This window comes from Caballeronia sp. (genome assembly GCF_028292365.1).
Lineage (GTDB): Bacteria > Pseudomonadota > Gammaproteobacteria > Burkholderiales > Burkholderiaceae > Caballeronia.
In genome coordinates, this window is sequence record NZ_JAQGMM010000277.1 from 1 (window position 1) to 5,855 (window position 5,855).

The 5,855-nt window shown below is 59.0% G+C and carries 6 protein-coding genes and 1 pseudogene; all 7 read right to left on the bottom strand.

All coding sequences use genetic code 11. The features are described from left to right. Window positions 1–785, bottom strand: a 785-nt coding sequence (locus tag JWR14_RS17360) for an ABC transporter substrate-binding protein (RefSeq protein ID WP_299709108.1), incomplete at its 3' end; no start/stop codon positions are given. 104 nt (window positions 786–889) lie between these two features. Beyond that, window positions 890–1,171, bottom strand: coding sequence for a DUF2160 domain-containing protein (locus tag JWR14_RS17365; RefSeq protein WP_299709110.1), 282 nt, complete (start codon window positions 1,169–1,171; stop codon window positions 890–892). After that, on the bottom strand, window positions 1,171–1,983 hold the full coding sequence (locus JWR14_RS17370) for a carbohydrate ABC transporter permease (protein ID WP_299709113.1): 813 nt from the start codon (window positions 1,981–1,983) through the stop codon (window positions 1,171–1,173). The genes JWR14_RS17365 and JWR14_RS17370 overlap by 1 nt, the downstream gene beginning before the upstream one ends. Next, window positions 1,976–2,869, bottom strand: a complete 894-nt coding sequence (locus JWR14_RS17375) for a sugar ABC transporter permease (RefSeq protein WP_299709115.1) — start codon at window positions 2,867–2,869, stop codon at window positions 1,976–1,978. Before JWR14_RS17375 ends, JWR14_RS17370 begins: the two co-directional genes overlap by 8 nt. Continuing rightward, window positions 2,866–3,978: an ABC transporter ATP-binding protein gene (locus tag JWR14_RS17380; protein ID WP_299709118.1), complete on the bottom strand. Its 1,113-nt coding sequence runs from the start codon at window positions 3,976–3,978 to the stop codon at window positions 2,866–2,868. Before JWR14_RS17380 ends, JWR14_RS17375 begins: the two co-directional genes overlap by 4 nt. Then, entirely contained in the window at window positions 3,965–5,059 is a 1,095-nt protein-coding gene (locus JWR14_RS17385) for an ABC transporter ATP-binding protein (protein WP_299709120.1), read from the bottom strand. Before JWR14_RS17385 ends, JWR14_RS17380 begins: the two co-directional genes overlap by 14 nt. A 475-nt stretch (window positions 5,060–5,534) precedes the next feature. Beyond that, window positions 5,535–5,714: pseudogene (locus JWR14_RS17390) on the bottom strand (transposase domain-containing protein); the annotation flags it as partial. Window positions 5,715–5,855 lie beyond the last annotated feature (141 nt).

Sequence of the window (5,855 nt, forward strand, 5' to 3'; positions counted from 1 at the left end):
CGCCAGCCGAGCGACGGATCTTTCTTGCCGTAGTCCATGTGTCCATAGACCTTTTCGCCGTCGATGGTCTTTACGTCATTCGTGAAAAATTCGGCGATATCTTCATACGCGGACCAGTTCACCGGCACGCCCAGATCGTAACCGTATTTCGCCTTGAACTTGTCCTGCAGGTCCTTGCGCGCGAACCAGTCAGCGCGAAACCAGTAGAGGTTCGCGAACTGCTGGTCAGGCAACTGATAGAGCTTCTTGTCCGGAGCGGTCGTAAAGCTCGTGCCGATGAAGTCCTTGATATCGAGGCCCGGGTTCGTATATTCCTTTCCCTCATTGGTCATGTAGTCGGAGAGCGGAATGATCACACCGTAACGATAGTGCGTGCCGATCAGGTCCGAATCGGAGATCCAGCCGTCGTAGATGCTCTGGCCGGATTGCATCGACGTCTGCAGCTTTTCGACAACGTCGCCCTCCTGGATGATGTCGTGCTTCACCTGGATACCGGTGATTTCGGTGAATGCCTTCGCCAGCGTCTTCGATTCATATATGTGTGTATCGATCGTCTCCGACACCACATGAATCTCCTTCACGCCTTGAGACTTCAATTTCGAAGAGGTGTCCACGAACCACTTCATTTCGTCCATCTGTTGCTGCTTCGACAACGTACTTGGCTGAAACTCACTGTCGACCCATTTCTGCGCTTCGGGCATGCCCGCCATCGCGGCATGGTTCGCAAAGGCGCCTGCAACGACGCCTGCCACCGCGAGCGCGACGATCCGTCTCCTGTGTTGCATGGTCTTCTCCTGTCTCCATACCCCTTGGATCATCTGCCGGCTCCCGCCCGGGGCGTCAACGGAACCGCTTTTCTTCCAGCTTCGATGCTGCGTGACTCCTTGTTCTAGCCTTTCCACATGATCGCGAGAAGAACCACCACCGACGCCGCGAATCCCGGCCACGAACTCGCCTGTTCGGCGCTGATGCCGATCCACGCGAGATTCACGTAGGCGGCCGCCAGCAGCCCAATGAAGAGACGATCGCCGCGCGTGGTCGCAATCGGCAGGAGGCCTTTGCGTTCGACCGTCGGTGAGCGGAGTTCCCACACCGTCATGCCGGCCAGCATCGCGGCGACGCACGCGAAGAAAACCGCCACCTCGGGTGTCCAGTACATCCAGGAAAACATCACACTCTCCCCATCGCAAAGCCCTTCGCGATGTAGTTGCGCACGAAGTAGATCACCAGCGCGCCGGGAATGATGGTCAGCACGCCCGCCGCCGAAAGCACGCCCCAGTCCATGCCGGCCGCCGACACGGTGCGCGTCATTACCGCCGCAATTGGCTTCGCGTTGACCGAGGTCAGCGTGCGCGCGAGCAGCAGTTCGACCCAGCTGAACATGAAGCAGAAAAATGCCGTGACGCCAACGCCCGATTTGATCAGCGGCAGAAAAATCTTCACGAAGAACGAGGGGAATGTGTAGCCGTCGATATACGCTGTCTCGTCGATTTCACGCGACACGCCTGACATGAAGCCTTCGAGAATCCACACGGCGAGCGGGACATTGAACAGCATGTGCGCGAGCGCGACGGCGATGTACGTATCGGTCAGGCCGATGCTCGAATACAGCTGGAAGAACGGCAGCAGGAATACCGCTGGCGGCGTCATCCGGTTGGTAAGCAGCCAGAAGAACATGTGCTTGTCGCCGATAAAACGATAACGTGAGAACGCGTAGGCCGCCGGCAGCGCGACCAGCACCGACATCACCGTGTTCATCAGCACATAGATGATCGAGTTGATGTAGCCCCAGTACCACGACGGGTCGGTGAAGATGATTTTGTAGTTGTCGAACGTCACATGCTGCGGAAACGTTGCGAACGTCGACATCGTTTCCTCGTTCGTTCGCAGCGAGATCGACAGCATCCAGTACAGAGGAATCAGTGCGAACAGGATGTACACGACGAGCACGAGTGTGCGCATCCAGCGGTGGTCATCACGCATTGCCGTCTCCCGCCGCAGCCGGGCCGCCCTTGCCCACCCGGCTCATCCAGTTATAGAGGACGAAGCACAACAGCAGGATGATCAGGAAGTAGATCAGCGAGAAGGCGGCCGCCGGGCCGAGGTCGAACTGTCCGACCGCCTTTTGCGTCAGGTACTGGCTCAGGAAAGTCGTCGAATCGCCGGGACCGCCGCCAGTCAGCACGAACGGTTCGGTGTAGATCATGAAGCTGTCCATGAAACGCAGCAGCACTGCGATCATCAGCACGCCCCTCATCTTCGGCAGCTCGATGTAGCGGAACACCGCAAAGCGGCTCGCGCCGTCGATCTCCGCGGCCTGATAGAACGCGTCGGGAATCGCGCGCAGACCGGCATAGCACAGTAGCGCGACGAGCGGCGTCCAGTGCCAGATGTCCATCACGAGCACCGTGATCCACGCGGCGGCGGGACTAGCCGTGTAGTTGTAGTCGAAGCCCAAGTGGTTAAGCCAGTAGCCGAGCAGGCCGATATCCGGGCGCCCAAAAATCTGCCAGATGGTGCCGACCACATTCCATGGAATCAGCAGCGGCATCGCGAGCACGACCAGAGACATCGACGCGCGCCATCCGGACGCAGGCATTGCAAGCGCGAGGCCGACGCCGAGCGGTATCTCGAACAACAGCACGCACGTGGAGAAGATGATCTGCCTGCCGAGCGCGCTGCGAAGATCCGGATCGGTCATGATGTTGCGAAACCATTCAGTGCCGACAAAGACATGCTGCGTCGGGCTGATGATGTCCTGCACCGAATAGTTGACCACCGTCATGAGCGGCAGGATCGCGGAGAACGCGACGCAAATGAAAACCGGCACGACCAGCAGCCACGCTTTCTGATTGACGGGCTTGTTCATCGCGAGGTCCTCTCGGTGATCCTTATGGCGATTCTTTCGTCATTGCTGAAGAACACCGTCTCGGGCGCGGCAAGTCGTAGCCAGACGGGTCCATCGCTCACACGCAGATGCGGCTCGACCTTCGCCTTGAACAGATGGCCGTCGCATTGAGCGGTGACGAGCTGATAGTTGCCGAGCTGTTGCGCGCGCAACAGTTGCGCCTTGACGGCGCCAGGTTCGCCAACGGCCGCGAGCCGCACGAACTCGGGGCGAATGCCCAGGGTCAGCGCGCCGTTCGCGTGCCTCAGCGTCGCGAGCGTGTCGACATCGAGCGCCACGCGCTGAGAGCCAACCGTGACGCCGTCCGTATCGAGATCGACCGGGCAGAGATTCATCCCGGGACTGCCGATGAAATAGCCGACGAACGCATGATCCGGGCGCAAAAACAGCGCTTCCGGACCGCCCTTCTGCACGATGCGGCCGTTCGTCATGACGACGACCTCGTCGGCAAAGGTCAGCGCTTCGACCTGATCGTGCGTGACATAGATGAGCGTCAGCTTGAGTTGCTGGTGAATCTTCTTCAGTTGGCGGCGCAGCATCCACTTCATGTTCGGATCGATCACGGTCAGCGGTTCGTCAAACAGGATCGCTGCGACATCCTTGCGCACGAGGCCGCGCCCTAGCGAAATCTTCTGCTTTGCATCCGCCGCGAGATTGCTTGCCTTGCGCGGCAGCTCGCGCGTCATGTCGAGGATTTCCGCAACTTCGTGCACGCGCTTTTTCACTTCACCCTCAGCGACCTTCCGGTTGCGCAGCGGAAACGCAAGGTTATCGAACACGCTCATCGTGTCGTAGATCACAGGGAACTGGAACACCTGGGCGATATTGCGTTCGCGCGCGCCGTGCGCGGTCACGTCGTGTCCGTTGAACAGCACCTTGCCCTCGGACGGCGTGACGAGACCCGACACGATATTCAGCAACGTCGTCTTGCCGCAACCGGACGGACCGAGCAACGCATAGGCGCCTCCGTCCTCCCAGACCATGCTCATCGGTTGCAGTGCGTAGTCATTGAGGGTCGCCGGATTCGGACGATACGCATGCGCGAGATTCTGAAACTCAATGCGCGCCATACGCCGCCTCCGGGCTGGATACCAGTTTCGTGTCCGCGCCGAATACAAACAGTTCATCAGGGTCGATGAATACATCGAGTTGCGTGCCGAGCCCGATCTGATGTACGCCTTGCAACTGCGCGACGAGATCGATGCCGCCATCCCGCGTACGCAGATGCAGATAGGTTTCGGAGCCGCTCAGTTCGGCCAGTTCGAGCCGGCATGGAACGGCGATCGAATGCGGCGTGTGCGGTGCCAGACGCAGATGCCCGGGGCGAATGCCGATGCGGCATGTGCCGATTTCTGCCGCCGCGCGACTGATCGGTACGTCGATGCCGATCGGCAGGCGGGCGTTGCCGTTCCCTGTCAGCTCGCTAGTTAGCATGTTCATCGGCGGGTCGTTGAAGACAGCCGCGGCATCGACGTTCACCGGCGCGTTGTAGACATCGAGCGTCGGACCGTATTGCAGCACGCGGCCTTTGTCGACGATCGCCGTGTAGCCGCCGAGCAGCAACGCTTCGAGCGGCTCAGTGGTCGCGTAGACGACCGTGGTCTTGCCGTCTGCGAATAGCGTGCTCAACTCGACACGCAATTCCTCGCGCAGCTTGTAGTCGAGGTTCACCAGCGGCTCGTCGAGCAGCACCAGTGACGAGCGCTTCACGAGCGCACGTGCGAGTGCGCAGCGCTGTTGCTGGCCGCCCGATAACTCGCTTGGACGCCGGTCCAGCAGAGGTTCGATATGCAGTTTTGCTGCGACTTCCTGCACGCGGCGCAGTATCTCCGCGGAATTCGTTTTTTGCAGCTTCAATGGCGACGCGATGTTGTCGAACACCGTCATCGCCGGATAGTTGATGAACTGTTGATAGACCATGGCGAGATTGCGCTGGCGCACGCTCACGCCGGTCACGTCCCGCCCGTCGACGAGCACCCGCCCGGTGGTTGGCCTGTCGAGTCCCGCCATGACGCGCATCAGCGTGGTCTTGCCCGCCTGGGTAGGCCCGAGCAACACGTTGATGGCACCTGGGACGAGACGCAGATCGACGCCATGCAGATGCGTCAGCCCGCCAGAAACGACGGTGACCCGCTCCAGTTCCAAGACCAAATCGCTCTCCTTTTTTTAAGTCTTCAGCGGAGTTGCTTCTCTTTTGCTCGTGCGCGATCTGTCAATCGTACGAATCGTCGTAAGCCCAAGGATTGTCTGGACGCGAGACAGCGCCAGTCAGTTAGCGCGCGGACTCGTGGCGTCGCAGAGCGCCTCGCACATTGTTGCTTATCCACTGTCCCCAGCATTTTTAAGCAAACGCATCAGACTGAAAGAGCGCCCCGCATTTTCAAAATGAAACCAAAACAACAAACAGAATGTCCCTTTTGTTCGCTTACGTTTAAATCGGTGTTAACCATACAAAAGAATAACGATTAGCATCCGTAATTCTTACGTTAAATGAACTAATTGATTACCCGTAGGCTGATAGCCTCACCTATAAGAAATATTTGCGTCGGCAAAAACGAAAGAATGCAAGCGTCCGAGCGAGGTCGTCCTTGACGGGAATCGCGATTAGGAGAGCGAGGAAGCGAAGTTAGGAGGCGTACCAGGGCCACTGATCGGCAACGGCCCACGGAAACAGTTCGCTTACCTGATTAACCTTATGAACCGGATGGTCGTCAATGCGAGAGAAGATATGGCGCAGGTCAGCCTCGAGATCGAGGCCGTTGAGTTTGGCGGTCGCGGCCAACCTGTAGATGGCGGCGCCTCGCTCGTCACGACGTCCGGCATGAACTGTCCGCCCGTCCCGCCCTCGCCAACCTGATCAGCAAGACCGTTAGTAGACGTTGCCCAAGGCACCTGACAATTCCGCCTTCATCTGATCTAGCAGCCCCGTGACCGGAGCGTAGCTCGT

Coding starts and splice junctions, on each gene's coding strand:
- JWR14_RS17365 (WP_299709110.1), bottom strand. CDS start 1,171: ATGTTTTCCTGGATGTACTGGACACCCGAGGTGGCGGTTTTCTTCGCG.
- JWR14_RS17370 (WP_299709113.1), bottom strand. CDS start 1,983: ATGCGTGATGACCACCGCTGGATGCGCACACTCGTGCTCGTCGTGTAC.
- JWR14_RS17375 (WP_299709115.1), bottom strand. CDS start 2,869: ATGAACAAGCCCGTCAATCAGAAAGCGTGGCTGCTGGTCGTGCCGGTT.
- JWR14_RS17380 (WP_299709118.1), bottom strand. CDS start 3,978: ATGGCGCGCATTGAGTTTCAGAATCTCGCGCATGCGTATCGTCCGAAT.